Source organism: Streptomyces sp. NBC_01264 (genome assembly GCF_026340675.1).
In the GTDB taxonomy this organism is placed as follows: Bacteria; Actinomycetota; Actinomycetes; order Streptomycetales; family Streptomycetaceae; genus Streptomyces.
In genome coordinates this window covers 2071593-2087472 of the sequence record NZ_JAPEOX010000002.1, presented here as the reverse complement: position 1 = coordinate 2087472, position 15880 = coordinate 2071593, and the positions used below count along the sequence as shown (strand labels likewise).

At 72.8% G+C, this 15880-nt stretch carries 13 protein-coding genes; 5 read left to right on the top strand and 8 right to left on the bottom strand.

What is annotated here, in order from left to right:
- Positions 1–18: 18 nt before the first annotated feature.
- From OG435_RS42425 to OG435_RS42415, 3 genes are read left to right on the top strand one after another with little or no spacing between them, the layout of a single operon-like run.
- Positions 19–798 carry a rhamnogalacturonan acetylesterase gene (locus OG435_RS42425; protein WP_266885755.1) on the top strand — a complete coding sequence of 260 codons (780 nt, stop codon included), beginning with the start codon at positions 19–21 and terminating at the stop codon, positions 796–798.
- On the top strand, positions 795–1523 hold the full coding sequence (locus OG435_RS42420; RefSeq protein ID WP_266885753.1) for a hypothetical protein: 729 nt from the start codon (positions 795–797) through the stop codon (positions 1521–1523). The genes OG435_RS42425 and OG435_RS42420 overlap by 4 nt, the downstream gene beginning before the upstream one ends.
- On the top strand, positions 1516–2775 hold the full coding sequence (locus OG435_RS42415; protein ID WP_266885751.1) for a phosphodiester glycosidase family protein: 1260 nt from the start codon (positions 1516–1518) through the stop codon (positions 2773–2775). The genes OG435_RS42420 and OG435_RS42415 overlap by 8 nt, the downstream gene beginning before the upstream one ends.
- An 88-nt stretch (positions 2776–2863) precedes the next feature.
- On the opposite strand, the gene OG435_RS42410 is transcribed toward OG435_RS42415, so the two are convergent.
- From OG435_RS42410 to OG435_RS42380, 7 genes are all read right to left on the bottom strand, one after another.
- Complete coding sequence (locus tag OG435_RS42410) at positions 2864–4996, bottom strand: 3-hydroxyacyl-CoA dehydrogenase NAD-binding domain-containing protein (RefSeq protein ID WP_266885749.1); 2133 nt, start codon at positions 4994–4996, stop codon at positions 2864–2866.
- Complete coding sequence (locus OG435_RS42405) at positions 4993–6219, bottom strand: thiolase family protein (protein WP_266885747.1); 1227 nt, start codon at positions 6217–6219, stop codon at positions 4993–4995. Before OG435_RS42405 ends, OG435_RS42410 begins: the two co-directional genes overlap by 4 nt.
- Positions 6220–6349: 130 nt before the next feature.
- Positions 6350–8137, bottom strand: a complete 1788-nt coding sequence (locus OG435_RS42400) for an SMI1/KNR4 family protein (RefSeq protein ID WP_266885745.1) — start codon at positions 8135–8137, stop codon at positions 6350–6352.
- The gene (locus OG435_RS42395) at positions 8134–8889 is read right to left on the bottom strand and encodes a ferritin-like domain-containing protein (protein ID WP_266885743.1); all 756 of its coding nucleotides are present in this window, start codon (positions 8887–8889) and stop codon (positions 8134–8136) included. The genes OG435_RS42400 and OG435_RS42395 overlap by 4 nt, the downstream gene beginning before the upstream one ends.
- A gap of 123 nt (positions 8890–9012) precedes the next feature.
- A complete protein-coding gene (locus OG435_RS42390) occupies positions 9013–10326 on the bottom strand; it encodes a ribonuclease D (protein WP_266885741.1) in 1314 nt (437 codons plus the stop codon).
- A 133-nt stretch (positions 10327–10459) separates the two neighbouring features.
- Entirely contained in the window at positions 10460–11122 is a 663-nt protein-coding gene (locus tag OG435_RS42385) for a response regulator transcription factor (RefSeq protein WP_214956508.1), read from the bottom strand.
- Positions 11123–11447: 325 nt separating this feature from the next.
- Positions 11448–12110: a DUF3000 domain-containing protein gene (locus OG435_RS42380; RefSeq protein WP_243331447.1), complete on the bottom strand. Its 663-nt coding sequence runs from the start codon at positions 12108–12110 to the stop codon at positions 11448–11450.
- A 91-nt stretch (positions 12111–12201) separates the two neighbouring features.
- Between OG435_RS42380 and hemE the strand changes: the two genes are divergently transcribed.
- The gene (gene hemE / locus OG435_RS42375; RefSeq protein WP_266885734.1) at positions 12202–13266 is read left to right on the top strand and encodes a uroporphyrinogen decarboxylase; all 1065 of its coding nucleotides are present in this window, start codon (positions 12202–12204) and stop codon (positions 13264–13266) included.
- A 35-nt stretch (positions 13267–13301) separates the two neighbouring features.
- The gene (locus tag OG435_RS42370; protein WP_266885732.1) at positions 13302–14438 is read left to right on the top strand and encodes an NADAR family protein; all 1137 of its coding nucleotides are present in this window, start codon (positions 13302–13304) and stop codon (positions 14436–14438) included.
- Here OG435_RS42370 and OG435_RS42365 read toward each other — a convergent pair.
- On the bottom strand, positions 14435–15817 hold the full coding sequence (locus tag OG435_RS42365; protein WP_266885730.1) for an FAD-dependent oxidoreductase: 1383 nt from the start codon (positions 15815–15817) through the stop codon (positions 14435–14437). The genes OG435_RS42370 and OG435_RS42365 overlap by 4 nt on opposite strands.
- Positions 15818–15880: the final 63 nt, after the last annotated feature.

The window sequence follows — 15880 nt, the reverse complement described above, 5'->3', positions numbered from 1 at the left end:
ACACATGAAGGACGCACCATGACGGCAATCTTCCTGTCCGGCGGATCGAGCGTGTGCAGCCGCCAGGGCAGCATGGCTCCCATGACCGGCTGGGGACAGGCGATGCCGATCTTCATGCAGGGCGTGGACGTGATCAACTGCGCCCGGGCCGGGGCCAGCACCAAGAGCTTCATGGAGCGCGGCCGGCTCGGCTGGATCATGGAGAACATCCGCCCCGGCGACCTGCACCTGATCTCCTTCGGGCCCAACGACATGAAGCCCGGCGCCGGCCTGCACACCGAGCCCTTCGACGACTACCAGGGCAACCTGCGGCGCTACGTCATCGAGACCCGGCTGCGCGGCGCCCACCCCGTGCTCGTCCCCAGCCACGAGCGGGCGGTCTTCGACCGGTTCGGCAACTTCCGCCGGCCGCTGAAGCTCTACCCGGCCGCCAAGCGGGAGGTGGCGGCGCAGATGTCCGCGCCGCTGATCGACCTCAACGAGTGGAGCGTCGCCTGGTGGCGCCAGCTCGGCCCGCAGGGCTGCAAGCAGGTCTTCCTCTACCTCGAACCGGGTGAGCACCCCAACTACCCCGACGGGGTGGGGGACAACTCGCACATGCGGCCGGTCGGCGCCGTGGAGTGCGCACGGTTCGTCGCCGGAGAGCTGCGCTCGCGCGAGCTGCTGCCCGCCCCGTTCTTCCGCAACCTGGAGAACCAGTTCGACGCGAACCAGGCAGTGCAATTCCTCGACGACGTCGAATTCGACCGGCTCACCAAGGAGCGGGTCGGCGCAGCGATGGTGGGAGCGACGGCATGAGCAGCGAAGTGACCGCCTGGTTCCCCGTGGTCCGCGCCTGGATCACCCAGGGCGCCTTCAGCGGGGTGCTCGACCTGGCCTCCTCGGCCGACCCCGGCAGGCCCCTGGTACCCGGCCAGGAGTTCACCCTGGCCATGACCCTCACGCCCAGCGGCGGCGCGTACCGCACGTACGGCTACGTCCTCGGCGACACCCTGGGCGACGCCGTGGTCATGGGCGGCCTGAAGGGCCTGCGACTGCTGAAGAACGGCCGCTACATGGGCTTCGCCCCCGGCACCGAGGCGGCCACCCACACCTGCACCGTGAAGGTGAAGCCGGACGCCCCCGACGGCGCGATCATGCTCCCGCGCGTGGTGGTCGGCCTGATGCCCGCCGAGGGCGACAAGCTGATCCCCAGCTCCGGCATCGAGGACCAGGGGTACTGGATCCGCCGCCACAGCGTCCCCGGCCGGGCCCTGCACCTGCCGCCCGGCGCCCAGGTCACCCTGCCCCCGGACGCCGAGCGCGGTCTGCGCCGTACCGGCGTGGGCATCCCCCGGCAGGGCATGCTGCACTGCGCCCCGGACGGGACGGTGGTCTACCAGGCCCCCGCCTCCTACCAGGGCTACGACTTCTTCACCTGCACCTACGAGGACGAGGCCGGCCACTCCGTGCGCTCGCACGTCACCATCCGGATAGGCGACCTGGGCATGTCACCGGGGGCACTGAGTGCCTTCCGTGGCTAGGCGCGCCCGCCTGGCGGCCGCCCTGGCCATGACCCTGACCCTGGCGGGATGTTCGAGCGGTACGGACTTCCCGGAACCCGGGTTCTCCACCCTGGCGCCGGTCCCGGACGGAGCGCTGCCCAGGGGAGTGACCTACAAGGAGTTCGCCCGGAAACTCGACGGCCGCGCGGTGTCCCACGTACAGATGCTGGCGATCCGGCCCGACGCCGAGGTCCGGGTCGGGGCCGTGCACGGGAGCTCCCTCGCCCACGCCGAGACCGTACGGGAGATGGCCGCGGCGACCGGGGCGGTGGCCGCCGTCAACGCCTCCTACTTCGACATCAGCACCGGCAAGAACTACGGCGGCTACGACGGGGACCCGCTCGGCCTGTACACCGAAGGCGGCCGGCTGCTCAGCGAGGCGACGAACGGCCGGACGGCCCTGCTGCTCGGCACCCGCGACGGCCGGCTCGACGCCCGCATCGACGAGGTCACCACGGAAGGCCAGGTGATCTCGGACGACGGCTCCCGAGGCGAACTGGACGGCATCAACCGGGTCCCGGGCCGCGTCCTGGGCTGCGGAGGCGTGGGCGGCGACCGCCTGGCCGTCACGGAGGAGCCGATGGAGGAGCCGTACGGCGGTCTGTGCACGGACGCCGACGAACTCGTCGCCTTCACCGAGGAGTGGGGCGACCGCACTCCCCCCGGCCCCCCGGGCAGCATGGAAGCCGTCCTCGACGGTGACGGGCGGGTGGTGGACCTCCGCAAGCCCGCCGGCGGGCGCGTACCGGCGAAGGGCAGCACGCTCTACGCGACGGGCGACGAGGTGGACTGGCTGCAGTCCCATGCCCGCAGGGGCAACCGGATCAAGCGCTCCGTGCAGATGAACAACATGGTCGGGCTGCCCGTGGGCGAGGACGTCCAGACGGCGGTGGGCGGCCGCTACCGGCTGCTGAAGGACGGCGAGTCCGCCCTCGGCGCCGCCGCGTCCACCCCCAGGAAGGCACCGCGCACCCTGGCCGGCATCACCGAGGACGGCGCGCTGCTCCTCGTGACGATCGACGGCCGCAACCCCGGTGTGGACGCCGGAGCCACGCTGGCCGAGGCCGCCGAGTTCATGGCCTCGCTCGGCGCCCAGGATGCCATCGGCCTCGACGGCGGCGGGTCCACGAGCATGGTCGTGCTCGGGGAACTGCGCAACAACCCCCGGGAGACCCCGGGGAAGGTCGTCGAACGGCCCGTGGCCAACGCGCTGGCCCTCTTCGCGCGCTGAGCCCGACCGACCGCGTACGCCGACGGCCGGTGCCCACCTCCCCTTGCGGGGCGGCGGACACCGGCCGTCGTGGTACGTGAGGTCCGGATCAGACCGGAACGCTCGCCAGGCCCGGGGCCAGGAACTTCTTGCCGTTCACCCGCTCGGAGACGCCCTCGCGGTCCAGGTACGGGGTGACGCCGCCCAGGTGGAAGGGCCAGCCGGCGCCCGTGATGAGGCAGAGGTCGATGTCCTGGGCCTCGGCCACGACACCCTCCTCCAGCATCAGGCCGATCTCCTGCGCCACCGCGTCCAGGACGCGGTCGCGGACCTGCTCCTCCGTCAGGACGACGTCGCCCTGCACGAGGAGGGCGGCGACCTCGGGGTCCAGCTCCGGCTTGCCGGAATCGTAGACGTAGAAGCCGCGCTTGCCGGCCTTGACCACGGCCGCCAGGTTCGGCGAGACGATGAAGCGCTCCGGGAAGGCGCGGTTCAGGGTCTCGGAGACGTGCAGACCGATCGCCGGGCCCACGAGCTCCAGCAGCACCAGCGGGGACATCGGCAGGCCGAGCGGCTCGATGGCCTTCTCGGCGGTGACCACCGGGGTGCCCTCGTCGATGACGTTCTGGATCTCGCCCATGAAGCGAGTCAGGATGCGGTTCACGACGAACGCCGGGGCGTCCTTGGTGAGGACCGCGGTCTTCTTCAGCTTCCGCGCGACACCGAAGGCCGTGGCCAGCGAGGCGTCGTCGGTCTGCTCACCGCGGACGATCTCCAGCAGGGGGAGGATCGCGACCGGGTTGAAGAAGTGGAAGCCGACCACGCGCTCCGGGTGCTGGAGCTTGGAGGCCATCTCGGAGACCGACAGCGAGGAGGTGTTGGTGGCGAGGATCGCGTGCGCCGGAGCGACCGCCTCGACCTCCGCGAACACCTTCTGCTTGACGGACATCTCCTCGAACACGGCCTCGATGATGAAGTCCGCGTCCGCGAAGCCCTCGGCCTTGTCCAGGACGCCGGTCACCAGGGCGGTCAGGCGGTTGGCCTTGTCCTGGTTGATGCGGCCCTTGCCCAGCAGCTTCTGGATCTCGGCGTGGACGTAACCCACACCCTTGTCCACGCGCTCCTGGTCGATGTCGGTGAGGACCACCGGCACCTCCAGGCGGCGCAGGAACAGCAGCGCCAGCTGCGAGGCCATCAGGCCCGCGCCGACGACGCCGACCTTGGTGACCGCGCGGGCCAGGTTCTTGTCCGGGGCGCCGGCCGGGCGCTTGGCGCGCTTCTGGACCAGGTTGAAGGCGTAGATGCCGGAGCGCAGTTCGCCGCCCATGATGAGGTCGGCCAGGGCCGCGTCCTCGGCGTCGAAGCCCTTCTGCAGGTCGCCGTCCTTGGCCGCCTCGATGATCTCCAGCGCGCGATAGGCGGCCGGGGCCGCGCCGTGCACCTTGGAGTCGGCGATGAAGCGGCCGCGGGCGACCGCCGCGTCCCAGGCCTCGCCGCGGTCGATCTCGTCACGGACGACCTCGGTGGTGCCGTTCAGCACGCGGGCGGTCCACAGGAGCGACTGCTCCAGGAAGTCCGCGCCCTCGAACAGCGCGTCCGCGATGCCGAGCTCGAAGACCTGCTTGCCCTTGAGCTGACGGTTCTGGTTCAGCGAGTTCTCGATGATCACCGAGACCGCGCGGTCCGCGCCGATCAGGTTCGGCAGCAGGGCGCAGCCGCCCCAGCCGGGAACCAGGCCGAGGAAGACCTCGGGCAGCGAGAAGGCCGGGATGGCCTGGGAGACGGTGCGGTAGGTGCAGTGCAGACCGACCTCGACACCGCCGCCCATCGCCGCGCCGTTGTAGTACGCGAAGGTGGGGACCGCCAGCGCCGCGAGGCGCTTGAAGACGTCGTGGCCGCCCTTGCCGATGGCGAGCGCCTCGTCGTGCTGCTTCAGCAGCTCGACGCCCTTGAGGTCGGCGCCGACCGCGAAGATGAACGGCTTGCCGGTGATGCCCGCACCGACGATGGAGCCCGCGAGGGCCTCTTGCTCGACCTGGTCGATCGCCGCGTTCAGGTTCGCGAGGGACTGCGGGCCGAAGGTGGTCGGCTTGGTGTGGTCCAGGCCGTTGTCCAGCGTGACGAGCGCGAAGCGCCCGGCGCCGAAGGGCAGGTCCAGGTGGCGTACGAGCGCGCGCGTGACGACCTCGTCGGGGAACAGCTCGGCCGCGCCCTTCAGGAGCTCAGTGGTGGTGGTGCTCACTTGCTGTCTCCCTCGGCGGTGAAGTTCGGGTTCTCCCAGACGACCGTGGCGCCCATGCCGAAGCCGACGCACATGGTGGTCAGGCCGTAGCGGACCTCCGGCTGCTCCTCGAACTGGCGGGCCAGCTGAGTCATCAGGCGGACGCCGGAGGAGGCGAGCGGGTGGCCGAAGGCGATGGCGCCGCCGTACTGGTTGACGCGGGCGTCGTCGTCGGCGATGCCGTAGTGCTCCAGGAACGCGAGGACCTGGACGGCGAAGGCCTCGTTGACCTCGAAGAGGCCGATGTCGTCGATCGTCAGACCGGCCTGGGCCAGGGCCTTCTCGGTGGCCGGGATCGGGCCGTAGCCCATGACCTCGGGCTCGACACCCGCGAAGGAGTACGAGACCAGGCGCATCTTGACCGGGAGGTTGTTCGCGCGGGCGAAGTCCTCGGAGGCGATGATCGCGGCCGTGGCACCGTCGTTGAGACCGGCGGCGTTGCCCGCGGTGACGTTGCCGTGGACCCGGAACGGGGTCTTGAGGCCCGCCAGGTTCTCCAGGGTGGTCCCCGGACGCATCGGCTCGTCGGCGGTGACCAGGCCCCAGCCCGTCTCACCGGCCGCCTCGTTGTTGTTGCGCACCGAGATCGGCACCAGGTCCTGCTGGATCTTGCCGTCGGCGTACGCCTTGGCGGCCTTCTCCTGCGAGCGCACGGCGTACTCGTCGGCGCGGAGCTTGGTGATCGTCGGGTACCGGTCGTGCAGGTTCTCGGCGGTCATGCCCATGAACAGGGCGGACTCGTCGACCAGCTTCTCGGAGACGAAGCGCGGGTTCGGGTCCACGCCCTCGCCCATGGGGTGGCGGCCCATGTGCTCGACACCGCCGGCGAGGGCGACGTCGTACGCACCGAAGGCCACACCGCCCGCGACGGCGGTCACGGCGGTGAGCGCGCCGGCGCACATGCGGTCGATCGAGTAGCCCGGGACGGACTGCGGGAGGCCCGCGAGAATGCCGGCCGTACGGCCCAGCGTCAGGCCCTGGTCGCCGATCTGCGTGGTCGCGGCGATGGCGACCTCGTCGATCTTCGCGGGGTCCAGGTCCGGGTTGCGGCGCAGCAGCTCCCGGATCGCCTTGACGACGAGATCGTCGGCGCGGGTCTCGTTGTAGATGCCCTTCGGGCCCGCCTTGCCGAACGGGGTGCGGACGCCGTCGACGAAGACGACGTCCCTGACGGTACGAGGCACGTTGGCTCTCCTCCAGGTGCGGGTGTGCACTGCTGCGCGGGGGCGGCCCAATCACTGAGCGCCCGCTCACCTCATCATGCTACTTGCCGGTAACTGGCATGCACAGCCCCCACGGGAGGAGCGGCGAAGGTCACACTCCGCGGGGGTCCGGTTCGGCCAGGTCCGCCGCGAGGTCCTCGCGCCAGCGCACGGACAGGCGCAGGTTCAGGATCGTCTCGGCGGCGGCCGGCAGGGGCAGCAGCAGGAACGCGCGCAGGGCCCCGGCCGCCGCATGCCGTGCGGACCAGGCGGCGGTGTCGGCCTCGGTGACGGGGGCCGGGTCCGGCTCGTAGCGGGCCGCGTCCAGCAGGCCCCGGGCCGCCCGGGCCTCCGCCGCCAGGGTCCTCACCCGCAGGTCCAGGGGCCCGTCGGCCGACAGGTCCACCGGCTCGTCCCGGCGGATCCCCTCCAGCGCCCGCGCGATCTCCGGGTAGCCGTCGATGCCGGTCTCGGACGCGAGGCGGGCGAGCTGGGCCGCCATCGCCGGGCGCAGCAGGTCCGGCGGGGTCCGGTCGACGAGGGAACCGAGGTCGAAGTCGCGCACCGAGGAAACCCGGTACGGATCCGGCTCCAGGTCGGAGAGGACCGGCAGCAGCAGGGCGCTCGCCAGCGGCGCCTCGCCGTCGTTCGCCGGATCCCAGGTGATGCCGTACTCCGCCGCCAGACCGGCCAGCAGCCGGGCGTACGCGGCCGTCGAGCCGGGCCAGGGATCGCCGCCCATCCGCTGCCAGTACCGCCCGGCGGGCCCGAGCACGGCCTGCGCCCGGGGTCCGGTCGCGTGGCCCTCGTCCTCGCGGTGCGAATCGACCGGACGGGCCGCCGCCGGCCGCTCCTCGCCGTCCTCGACGAGGGTGAGGCGCACCTCGGGCCCTTGCTTCGCCAGCAGCACGACCCGGGTCCCGCGCGACAGCCGGCGCAGCACCTCCGGACGGCCGAACTGGGCGTCACCGCCCTCCTGGGTGGCGTACGACCACCCGCCACCGCACGACCCGGCCCGGACCATCGGGCGGTACGCGGCCCAGGGCGCGGCGGCGGAGTGCCGCGCCTGCTCCCGGCCGCGCGGCGCGGCGGTCGCGGGCACGGCACCCAGCCTGTCCAGCAGCTCCCCGGGCGCGACGCCCGCCACGAAGACGACGTCGGGCTGCACGGGCGGCGCGGGCTCGGCCGCGGGGGCCGGGATCCGCGGCTCGGCGGCTCCCTCGGCCAGGCCGAGGGGAGAGCGGGGATCGGGGAGGGCCGTCCTGTCCTCGTCCCAGATCAGCCGGCCCTCGTGGGCGAGGGGCGTCCGTCCGGAGAAGGGCGTGCCGTCCTCCAGGGCCCCGGCGAAGTCGGCGAGGACGTGCCGCAGTCCCGGCCAGGCGGTGAAGTCCGAGCCCGTCTCGTCGAAGTACCGGCCGATGCGACCGTGGTGCGGGCCGGGCCGAGTGACCAGGAAGAGGCCGTCTGAGGACTGCCAGCCGATGCCCAGGGTGATCAGCAGCCGCTCGTGCGGCCAGTATCCGTACGCGTCGCGCGCTTCCTCGTCGAGCTCGGCCTCGTCCTCGGCTAGATCCGCGTCATCGGCGATCTCGCGCAGGAGCTCCGTGCTTCCGACGATCTTCTCGACCCCGGACAGCGGTCCGTGGAAGTCGAGCACGAGCGTGCCGTCCTGGAGCTCCACTCCGTCGTGCCGCAGCAGCGACTCCCTTAGGTCGGACGGGAACGTCACCCCGAGGCGGAGTTCGGCCGCGGCGATGTCCTGCGGGAGGGCCGGCGGGCGCAGCAGCCCGTGGGCGACGGCGGCGTGCCGCGCGAGCCAGGCCTCGATGCGGTCCCAGGACTGGTCCACCGTGGGTTCCGCGGCCGGCTCCGGGGTCGGTTCTGCGGTCGGCGTGATCATGTCGGCACCCTAAGCGCGGCCACTGACACCTCCCGCGCGGTGCCGGCGATGGCGGACGCCATGGGGGCCGAGGCGCGCAGGGTGACCGCCACGAAGGTGCGGCGGCGGACGCCGAGGGTGCGCAGGGCCGGGCCGTGGTCGACGGCGACCACCGCGGTCGCGGCGGCGAGCACGGCCCGCCAGCCGAGTACGGCCGCCCGCCGGGCCGGGCCGGGGAGCGGGGCCAGGGCCTCGCGCAGGCGCAGGCAGTGGAAGGGGACGTGGCGTTCCTCGTCGGCCAGGATGCGGCCCGCCACCTCCGCGGTCAGCGGATCGGCGGCCCCATCGCGCACGGCCCGGTAGTACCGCAGCGCCACCACCTCCGCGACCATCAGCACCAGCAGCTCCACCCGCAGCCCCAGCAGCCTGCGCAGCCGTACGAAGGCCGTGTCGCTCCAATGCGTGTCCAGGGTGCCGGCGCCCCCCGCCTCCAGGAGCAGGGCCAGCATCCGCGCGTGGTTCTGCTCCTCCGCGACGAAGAGCCGTACGGCCCGCGCGTACACGGGATCACCGGCCCGGTCGGCCTTGCCGATCAGTGCGGAGCCGTCCCCGTCCTCGCCCACCCGGAACCGCTGAAGGCTCCGGACCAGCTCCGCGGGGAGCGTCGCGGCCCTGTTCCAGTCCGGATCGCCGCGCTCGGCCCGGCGCTCCCGTTCGGCCTCGAAATCGGCCAGCCACGCGTCCTGCCCCCACCCATGTTTGATCACGTTCAAAAACTAGTGGGCTTTGAGCGTGTTCAAAAGAAGCCCGGCCCGGCTGTAGCGGAACCGGGACATGGCGGAGCCCCCCGGCCCGAGGGCCGGGGGGCTCCGCCACGCACTGCGGGCGCGGGTGCGTCAGTCCTCGGGCTCGGGCTCCGGCGCTGCCACGGGCGCGGTCGCGGCCAGGGCTGTGACCAGGGCGTCCGTCACCTGTTCGATCTGCCACGGGCGGGCCCCGTAGCCCGCCAGGGCCTCGGCCACCGCGTCGGGCTCCAGCCGCAGCGGCGGCTCCCAGCACAGCCGGCGGACGGTGTCGGGGGTGATCAGGTTCTCCTGCGGCAGGTTCAGCCCCTCCGCCAGAGCCGACACGGCCGTCCGGGCCGCGGCCAGCCGCGCCGCGGCCTCCGGGTCCTTGTCCGCCCAGGAGCGCGGCGGCGGCGGGCCCGCCGGGGTCGCCCCCGGCTGCGGCAGCTCGGCCTCGGGCAGGGCCTTCGCCCGGTCCACGGCGGCCATCCACTGGTCCAGCTGGCGCCGGCCCATGCGCTGCCCGTAGCCGGGCAGGGCCGAGAGGGCCTGCACGTTCAGCGGCATGGCGAGCGCGGCCTCGACGATCGCGGCGTCACCCAGCACCTTGCCCGGTGACACGTCACGTCGCTGCGCGATCCGGTCGCGGGACTCCCACAGCTCCCGGACCACGGCCATCTGCCGGCGCCGGCGCACCTTGTGCATGCCCGACGTACGGCGCCACGGGTCCTTGCGCGGCGGCGCGGGCGGTGCGGCGGCGATGGCGTCGAACTCCTGGTGGGCCCAGTCCAGCTTGCCCTGCCGGTCCAGCTCCTTCTCCAGCGCGTCCCTCAGGTCCACGAGCAGCTCCACGTCGAGCGCGGCGTAGCGCAGCCACGGCTCGGGGAGCGGACGGGTCGACCAGTCGACGGCGGAGTGGCCCTTCTCGAGCGAGTAGCCGAGGACCCCCTCGACCATCGCGCCGAGTCCGACCCGCGGGAAGCCGGCGAGGCGGCCGGCCAGCTCGGTGTCGAAGAGGGAGGTGGGCGTCATGCCTATTTCGCGCAGGCAGGGCAGGTCCTGGGTGGCGGCGTGCAGGATCCACTCGGTGCCCGCCAGGGCCTCGCCCAGGGAGGAGAGGTCGGGGCAGCCCACCGGGTCGATCAGCGCGGAGCCCGCGCCTTCGCGGCGCAGCTGTACGAGGTAGGCGCGCTGGCCGTAGCGGTACCCGGAGGCGCGCTCGGCATCCACGGCGACGGGTCCGGTGCCCGCGGCGAAGGCCGCGACCACCTCGGCGAGCGCGGCGGCGTCGGCGACCACCGGAGGGATGCCCTCGCGCGGTTCTAGCAAGGGAATCGGCAGCCCGTCGGACGAAACCTCGTCGTCCGGGGGGCCGCCCCCGGTGGTGGTGCGCAGGACTGCTGCGGTTTCTTGGGCGTCGGTCACCGGTCAAGGGTATCCGTGGATACGACGCGCCCGTCGCCGGAACGTTCCGGCGACGGGCGCGAGGGGGGAGGACGGACGTTTCCCCGGGTTCTCCGGGAGTTCTCCCGGGGTCTTTCGGGGGGTATCGGCCGGGTCAGTGGATGATCCCGGTGCGCAGGGCGACGGCGACCATCCCGGCCCGGTCGCCGGTGCCCAGCTTGCGGGCGATCCGTGCGAGGTGGGACTTGACGGTCAGGGCGGACAGGCCCATCGAGACACCGATGGCCTTGTTGGACTGGCCCTCCGCGACGAGGCGCAGGACCTCGACCTCGCGGCCGGAGAGCTCGCGGTAGCCGCCCGGGTGGCTCGGGGCACCCGGGGGGCGGCGGTGCATACGGGCCGCGGCGGCGCCGATGGGGGCGGCGCCGGGCCGGGACGGGAGCCCGATGTTGGTCCGGGTGCCGGTGACGACGTAGCCCTTCACTCCGCCCGCGAGGGCGTTGCGGACGGCGCCGATGTCGTCGGCGGCGGACAGGGCCAGGCCGTTCGGCCAACCGGCGGCCCGGGTCTCGGACAGCAGGGTGAGACCGGAGCCGTCGGGCAGGTGCACGTCGGCCACGCAGATGTCGCGCGGGCTGCCGATGCGTGGACGGGCCTCCGCGATGGACGAAGCCTCGATCACGTCGCGTACTCCGAGAGCCCACAAATGGCGGGTCACGGTGGAGCGCACGCGCGGGTCGGCCACGACGACCATGGCCGTCGGCTTGTTCGGGCGGTAGGCGACCAGGCTTGCGGGCTGCTCGAGAAGAACGGACACCTAGGCCTCCTGGGGGGAGTGGCGGGACGGCCGGCTCGGGGAAGGAAGCCGGTGCGAACCGTGCGGATGGTCTATGACTCCTTCGGCACGTCACCCGCCCGGCTTTAGGGAATGATCACGATTTGGTGAGTAACAATTCGGGCAATTCGGACGTACGATCGATCATAGGGTGATCAGAAGCCCGCAACGGACGCCCGGTATCGACATCCGGCCCGGCATCGGGGTGCAGGCCGGCGCGGGTCCGACGGGGGTCCGGCAGGCGGTCGGCACGGGCCCGGCAGGGCCCCCGGCCTCGCGAAACCGCCCCCCGGGGGGTTTCGCGGAACTACCCCTGCGGGTGATGCGGGCCGCGCCGCTGGGGCAGGGAGACCACGCCGGTCACCGTCTCGGTCGGTCCGACCGGCGGCAGTCCCGCGATCTGGCACAGCAGTTCGCACCACGCCGACAGGTGTGCGGCGGTGTCGGGCACCCCGCCCACTCCCTCGCGCGGCGTCCACGAGGCCCTGATCTCGATCTGGGTCGCCGGCCGCCGCTCTCCGAGCCCGCCGAAGTAGTGCGAGGCGGCCATGGTCACGGTCCCGCTCGCCTCCCCGTACGTCAGCCCGCGCGCGTCCAGCGCCCCCGTCAGCCAGGACCAGCACACCTCGGGGAGGAGCGGGTCCACGGCCATCTCCGGCTCCAGTTCCGCCCGTACGAGCGTCACCAGCCGGAAGGTGCCCTGCCAGGCGTCGTGCCCGGCCGGGTCGTGCAGGAGGATGAGCCGGCCGTCGGCCAGGTCCTCGTCGCCGTCCACGACCGCCGCCTCCAGCGCGTAGGCGTGGGGCGCCAGCCTCTGGGGCGGTTTGGTGGGGTCGATCTCGATCCCCTGCCGCAGTCTCGCCTTCTTCAAGCCGTCGACCGCCCGCCGGAACGGGAGTGGGACGGAGCTGTCCTTCGCGCTGTCCGTACCGTCAGCGCCATCTGAAAATCGTCCCTGAGCCGCAGCCATGCGGGGAAGACTAGGCGGAACGAGCGCCCGTACGGCGCAGGGACACCCGCGCCGGGCCGGGCACTTCTTCATACGTGCGAACATTTGAGTCGTGAGCGCCAACATCCGCCCCACGGGCACGCCGAGCCAGACGTACGATTCCGCCTTCCTGAAGGCGTGCCGGCGCGAGCCGGTGCCGCACACCCCCGTGTGGTTCATGCGGCAGGCGGGGCGCTCGCTCCCCGAGTACCGCAAGGTGCGCGAGGGCACGCAGATGCTGGAATCCTGCATGCGGCCCGACCTGGTCACCGAGATCACCCTGCAGCCGGTCCGGCGCCACAACGTGGACGCGGCCATCTTCTTCTCCGACATCGTGGTCCCGCTGAAGGCCATCGGCATCGACCTGGACATCAAGCCGGGCATCGGCCCGGTCGTCGCCCAGCCGATCCGCCGCCGCGAGGACCTCGCACAGCTGCGCGACCTCACCCCGGAGGACGTCTCGTACGTCACCGAGGCGATCGGCATGCTCACGGGTGAACTGGGCTCCACGCCGTTGATCGGCTTCGCCGGTGCGCCTTTCACCCTCGCGAGCTACCTGGTCGAGGGCGGCCCCTCCAAGAACCACGAGCACACCAAGGCTCTCATGTACGGGGACCCGGAGCTCTGGGCCGACCTGCTGGACCGCCTCGCCGAGATCACCTCCTCCTTCCTGAAGGTGCAGATCGAGGCCGGCGCCTCCGCCGTCCAGCTCTTCGACTCCTGGGTCGGCGCCCTCGCCCCGGCGGACTACCGCCGCTCGGTGATGCCCGCCTCCGCGAAGGTCCTTCAGTCCGTCGCCTCGTACGGGGTCCCGCGCATCCACTTCGGCGTGGGAACGGGCGAGCTGCTCGGCCTCATGGGCGAGGCCGGCGCGGACGTCATGGGCGTCGACTACCGGGTCTCCCTGAACGAAGCCGTCAAGCGGGTCGGCCCCGGCAAGGCGCTCCAGGGCAACCTGGACCCGGCGGTCCTCTTCTCCACCCCCGAGGCGGTCGAGACCAAGACCCGCGAGGTCCTGGACGCCGCGGCGGACCTGGAGGGCCACATCTTCAACCTGGGCCACGGCGTCCTGCCGACGACGAACCCGGACGCCCTGACCCGCCTGGTGGACTACGTCCACACGCAGACGGCCGTCTAGCACCGAGCTGCGCCGACGTCGGTACCGTGCCGTGCATGACATGGCACGGGCCGACGTTTCGCATATCCGACGGAGAGACCATCGACGGGGCCTGGTGCCTCGTGTGGTGCAGGCACGACTGGCAGGACGAGTACTACCCCGAGGACCTGTTCGTCTACGCGGACGGCAGGATCAGCCGCGGGGGCTACGAGGCGACCGATCTCGCCGGGCTCGCGCGACTGCTGGCTTCGGGGAAGGTCGCGCTCACACGGCCGGACGGCAGTGAGCGGACCGCCCACCCTTCGAAGTGGCTCGCCCGCTACCCCGAGCCGCGGACCGACGAGACCTTCCTCGCGGAAGTCGCCGACGAGATCTCCCGGCTGGCGGGCCGGCCCACCGCCGGTGAACGGCTCCGGGAGGCCGTCCGCGGCTACCGGCAGGACACCACGGAGCCCAACCGGTCCCTGCTCCGGGACGCGTACCTGGCCGTCCCGGCGCACCGGCGGGTCTTCGTCCTGGGGGACGTGGACCAGCAGGACCGGCCGCTGCGGATCCTGGTGACCGATCTGGGCGAGCCCGTGGACGGGGACGGACCGGTGGCCACGCCGGAACTGCACCAAGGCGCCCTGGACTACTTCGCCGACGTGGACGCGGGCGTGGAGCGGGCCGAGCAGGAGCGGGCCGTCCGCTTCGCGGACGCGCCGGTCGGGGCCCCACAGCCACCGGTCGTCCTCCGCGAGACGGTGTACACCCGGGGATGGCCGGCCGAGCTCGGCGACTTCGCGCTGCGCAACGACTACGACGCCCCCTTCACATACGAGGGGGAGACCTACCCCACCGTGGTGCACGGCTACTGGGCCCTCTTCGCCGCCGACCGGGCCGACCACGACCGGATCCGCGCCGCCGCGACCGCCCGCGAGGCGCAGGAGCTGGGCGCAGGGGCCGCGGGGCGCCCGGACTGGGCGGCCCGGCGGCTCGCCGTCATGGCCGGGCTGCTCCGGGCCAAGTTCGCCCAGCACCCGCGGCTCGCGGAGCTGCTGGCCGCCACCGGGGAGGGCGCGATCCTCTACTCCGGCTTCGACTCCCCGTTCTGGTGCGACGAGGGCTCCCGCGGCGGCGGCCGGAACTGGACCGGCCGCCTGCTGGAGCTGATCCGTTCCGAACTCCTCGCCACGGGCGCCGAGACGGCCTAGGCCGCCCGCACCGCGGAGACCGCCTTGCGGGCGGCCACCAGGACCGGGTCCCAGACGGGGGAGAAGGGCGGGGCGTAGCCCAGGTCCAGGGAGACGATCTGGTCCACCGTCATGCCGGCCGTCAGGGCCACCGCGGCGATGTCCACCCGCTTCGCTGAGCCCGGGCCGCCGACGATCTGGACGCCCAGGAGGCGGCCCGTGCGGCGCTCCGCCAGCATCTTGACCGTCATCTCCGCCGCGTCGGGGTAGTAGCCCGCCGTGTTCGTCGAGCTGATCGTCGCCGTGACGAAGCGCAGGCCGACGGCCAGGGCGTCCCGCTCGCGCAGGCCCGTACGGGCGATCTCCAGGTCGCAGACCTTGCTCACTGCCGTGCCGACCACGCCCGGGAAGGTCGCGTAGCCGCCGCCCACGCCCGAGCCGATGACCTGGCCGTGCTTGTTCGCGTGCGTGCCCAGCGCGATGTGCCGCATCCGGCCCGCCACCAGGTCCAGGACCTCCACGCAGTCGCCGCCCGACCAGATGTTCTCGTGGCCGCGGACCCGCATGGACAGGTCGGTCAGCAATCCGCCCGACTCGCCCAGCGGCAGGCCCGCCGCGCGGGCCAGGGCCGTGCGCGGTTCGACGCCGATGCCGAGGACGACCACGTCCGCCGGGTACTCCTCCCCGGCTGCCGTGACCACCGCGCGGGCCCGGCCCTCCCCGTCGGTGAGGATCTCCGTCACCTCGGCGCGGGCGACCGTACGGATCCCCATGCCGTTCATCGCGCGGTGCACCAGGCCGCCCATGTCCGGGTCCAGCGTGGACATCGGCTGCGCGCCCCGGTGCAGCACGGTGACCTCGAAGCCCCGGCCGAGCAGGGCCTCCGCCATCTCCACGCCGATGTACCCGGCGCCCACGACCACCGCCCGGCGGCCCGCCGTCCGTTCCAGGTCCGCCATCAGCCGCTGACCGTCGTCCAGCGTCTGCACCCCGTGCACCCCGTGCGCGCCGATGCCGGGCAGCCGCGGGCGGACCGGCCGGGCGCCGGTCGCGAGGACGAGCTTGTCGTACGGCGTCCAGTACTCGGAACCGGAGTCCAGATCGCGGGCGCGCACCCGCTGCCCCGCGAGGTCCAGCTCCACGACCTCCGTCCGCGTCCGCAGGTCGATGCCCCGCGCGCGGTGCTCCTCGGGCGTCCGGGCGATCAGCTCGTCCGGACCGTCGACCAGACCGCCGATCCAGTACGGGATCCCGCACGCGGAGTACGAGGTGAAGTGTCCGCGCTCGAACGCGGTGATCTCCAGCTCCGCCGGGCCCTTGAGCCGCCGGGCCTGTGACGCGGCGGACATCCCCGCCGCGTCACCGCCCACGACCACCAGTCGCTCCGTGCCGTTCGCCATGCGCCCGTACCGTCCTTCCCCGCCGCCTGTGCCTGCGGGCCCCACGCTACGGGCGTACGGGGG

What these genes read in the sequence shown, in the direction of transcription:
- OG435_RS42365 (WP_266885730.1), bottom strand. Translation starts at nt 15,817, where the DNA reads ATGGCGAACGGCACGGAGCGACTGGTGGTCGTGGGCGGTGACGCGGCG.
- OG435_RS42420 (WP_266885753.1), top strand. Translation starts at nt 795, where the DNA reads ATGAGCAGCGAAGTGACCGCCTGGTTCCCCGTGGTCCGCGCCTGGATC.
- OG435_RS42425 (WP_266885755.1), top strand. Translation starts at nt 19, where the DNA reads ATGACGGCAATCTTCCTGTCCGGCGGATCGAGCGTGTGCAGCCGCCAG.
- OG435_RS42400 (WP_266885745.1), bottom strand. Translation starts at nt 8,137, where the DNA reads ATGATCACGCCGACCGCAGAACCGACCCCGGAGCCGGCCGCGGAACCC.
- OG435_RS42370 (WP_266885732.1), top strand. Translation starts at nt 13,302, where the DNA reads ATGACATGGCACGGGCCGACGTTTCGCATATCCGACGGAGAGACCATC.
- OG435_RS42380 (WP_243331447.1), bottom strand. Translation starts at nt 12,110, where the DNA reads ATGGCTGCGGCTCAGGGACGATTTTCAGATGGCGCTGACGGTACGGAC.